2 protein-coding genes and 1 pseudogene are annotated in these 2,160 nt (G+C 39.0%); all 3 read left to right on the forward strand.

Going from position 1 to position 2,160, the window contains the following annotated elements; translation table 11 throughout:
* Positions 1-238: 238 nt before the first annotated feature.
* A complete protein-coding gene (locus tag SJI19_RS24520) occupies positions 239-958 on the forward strand; it encodes a LuxR C-terminal-related transcriptional regulator (RefSeq protein WP_323480848.1) in 720 nt (239 codons plus the stop codon).
* A 69-nt stretch (positions 959-1,027) separates the two neighbouring features.
* Positions 1,028-1,747: a helix-turn-helix transcriptional regulator gene (locus SJI19_RS24525; protein WP_323480849.1), complete on the forward strand. Its 720-nt coding sequence runs from the start codon at positions 1,028-1,030 to the stop codon at positions 1,745-1,747.
* A gap of 71 nt (positions 1,748-1,818) precedes the next feature.
* Positions 1,819-2,160, forward strand: a pseudogene (locus SJI19_RS24530) (helix-turn-helix transcriptional regulator); the annotation flags it as partial.

Genomic DNA, 2,160 nt, shown 5'->3' on the forward strand with positions numbered 1-2,160 from the left:
ACCTGATACGGTGAAGAAATATCTGCTATCGGTGTATGAAAAAGTTGGCGTCAGTGCCTTAAGTCAGTTAATAGAATACTGCCGTTGTCATGGTTATGAAAAATATGCCCCTAACCGATTTATGAGTACCCAACCTTATATACCCTTAGTTGAGTGCGCTAACCTACCAAACTGATATTGGACTTGTGTTGATGGTAGGTTAGTAGCAATTTTTAGTAAAAATATGGAGAACAATAATATGCATTTTTCATTAGATAACGAGTTAGAGATAGAATCGAAAACCTTTGGCGCTTTAATTTCTTTTATGCGAAACAGTAATGATTATTGGTATATAAAAGATATTGAATCCAGAATTATTTTTATTAACGATTACGGACTTCATTATAGTGGGCTGCCCAAAGGCTTTAATCCAGAAGGCAAGCTGGATCACGAGTGTCCGGTTTATTGGTCTGAAAATGCGGATGTGATACAGGCAAGCGATAAAACCGTTATGGCAAGTAAGAAAACTATGCCTGCACTAATGACCTGTATTTATGGTGGCAGACAAAAAAGGGTCCAGCCGTTTATGGCTGAGGTGACCCCGCTGATTGAGAACGGTAAATCAATTGGGGTAGTGGGGCGGGCTAAAAAACTAGAGATGTATTCCATGTATGCCAGGTATCACCTCACCCATGGTCAAGAGCAAACCTCAGTATGCCAGACTACCCTTACTGATTTGTTTACTGATCGGGAATTTGATGTGGTATTTTATGCTATGCACGCGGTAAGCACCCAAGATATTGCCAGATGCTTAGCCATTTCACCTGATGCAGTGACGCAATATCTACAGTCAGTGTATACAAAAACCGGGGTCAATACATTAACTCAGTTAATAGAATACTGTTATTGTCATGGATATGATAAATATGCACCTTTTCGGTTTAGCAGCACTGAATTTTATATACCCCTGGTTGCGTAAGATAATCAGCTAAACTGAGGTTTAGCTATTATGACTGTAAATAAAGAATAAATTTTGGAGAGTGAGTGTATGAATGTTTCAATAGGTAATAATATAGATATCCGCTCGAAAGACTTTGGTGCTTTGATTTCGTATATGCAAAACAGTAATGAATACTGGTATATCAATGATCATGAACATAGAGGTGTTTTCCTTAACGATTACGGCTTCCATTATAGTGGGTTGCCTAAAGGATTTAATCCGGAGGGCAAGCTGCTTAGCGAATACCCGGTTTATTGGTCTGACCACGCGGAGGTGATACGGGAAAATGATAAGCATGTTATGACTAGTCAGAAAACCATTCGAACATTATTTAATGCAGTCTACGGTGGTAAAGAAAAATTAATCCAACCCTTTATGATTAATGTCTCTCCGCTGATTGAAAATGGAAAATCCATTGGGGTAGTAGGGCATGCTAAAAAGCTGGATATCTTTTCCATGTATCACCTTGAGTTGGGCCGTGGTCCCGCGTCCTTACAGTTTGGTAATCCTACTGATTTGTTTACTGACAGGGAATTTGATGTGGTGTTTTATGCCATGCAATCATTAAGTGCCAAAGACATTGCCAGACGCTTAGCCATTTCACCTAATACGGTGAAGAAATATCTGCTATCGGTGTATGAAAAAGTTGGCGTCAGTGCCTTAAGCCAGTTGATAGAATACTGCCGTTGTCATGGTTATGATAATTATGCCCCTAGCCGATTTATGAGCACTGAACCCCATATGCCTCTGGCCGAATTCACAAAATAACCAAACTGATGATCTTTTATTGTGGGCCGTTGGTTTATAGCCCACTCAATAAAATCATGGAGTGAAATAGTATGAATGTTTCAATTGATAACGATTCAGATGTACGTCAGAACACTTTTGATACTTTAATTTCTTATATGAAAAGCGCTAATGAACTTTGGTATATAAAAGACCATGAACATAGGTTTATTTATGCAAACGAGCTCGATATATATTATAGCGGGCTTCCCAAAGGATATAATATTGAGGGGAAGTTAGATAATGAATGTCCTGCCCCTTGGTCCGAGATTGCTGATGTGATACAGGCTAACGACAAGAACGTAATGGATAGCCAAAAAACTATCCCAACACTAATGACTTTTGTTTATGGTGGCAGAAAAAAAATTATTCAGCCATTCTTGGCCGACATCACC

This window comes from Acerihabitans sp. TG2, from assembly GCF_035013185.1.
In the GTDB taxonomy this organism is placed as follows: Bacteria; Pseudomonadota; Gammaproteobacteria; order Enterobacterales; family Enterobacteriaceae; genus Acerihabitans.

Bases quoted from the DNA above. Each gene is read 5' to 3' on its own strand.
- SJI19_RS24520 (WP_323480848.1), top strand. From the start codon at position 239: ATGCATTTTTCATTAGATAACGAGTTAGAGATAGAATCGAAAACCTTT.
- SJI19_RS24525 (WP_323480849.1), top strand. From the start codon at position 1,028: ATGAATGTTTCAATAGGTAATAATATAGATATCCGCTCGAAAGACTTT.